The organism is Paraburkholderia sp. SIMBA_053 (assembly GCF_046534895.1).
GTDB lineage: Bacteria > Pseudomonadota > Gammaproteobacteria > Burkholderiales > Burkholderiaceae > Paraburkholderia > Paraburkholderia caledonica.
The window spans coordinates 1-254 of the sequence record NZ_JAWRXU010001173.1 but is presented as its reverse complement, the minus strand read 5'-3'; the positions used below and the strand labels follow the sequence as shown (position 1 = coordinate 254).

Genomic DNA, 254 nt, shown 5'->3' with positions numbered 1-254 from the left:
CCCTTGGGCCAGTTGCCGAAATCCGCATCCAGACGGACGGTGTAATAGCCGGCGGCATTCAGATAGCCGTAGGTGTATTTGTCCGGGCTGCAGATACGGGCGCTGAGCGTGCCAGAAATGCGGGCCCATTTGTCGGGTTCGAGCGGGAGCCGGAAACGCCGGTCGGCAGGGATCGCCCTGAAGCTGTTCGAATAGGAGGTATCGCGCGCGCCGCTGTGCGTGACCTCGGTAATCACCATACCTTTCGGCGCGTC

Annotated in this window: 1 pseudogene; it reads right to left on the bottom strand. The window is 62.2% G+C overall.

The window, feature by feature from the left end:
- Positions 1-254 (bottom strand): annotated as a pseudogene (locus SB753_RS39345) (type VI secretion system tip protein VgrG); the annotation flags it as partial.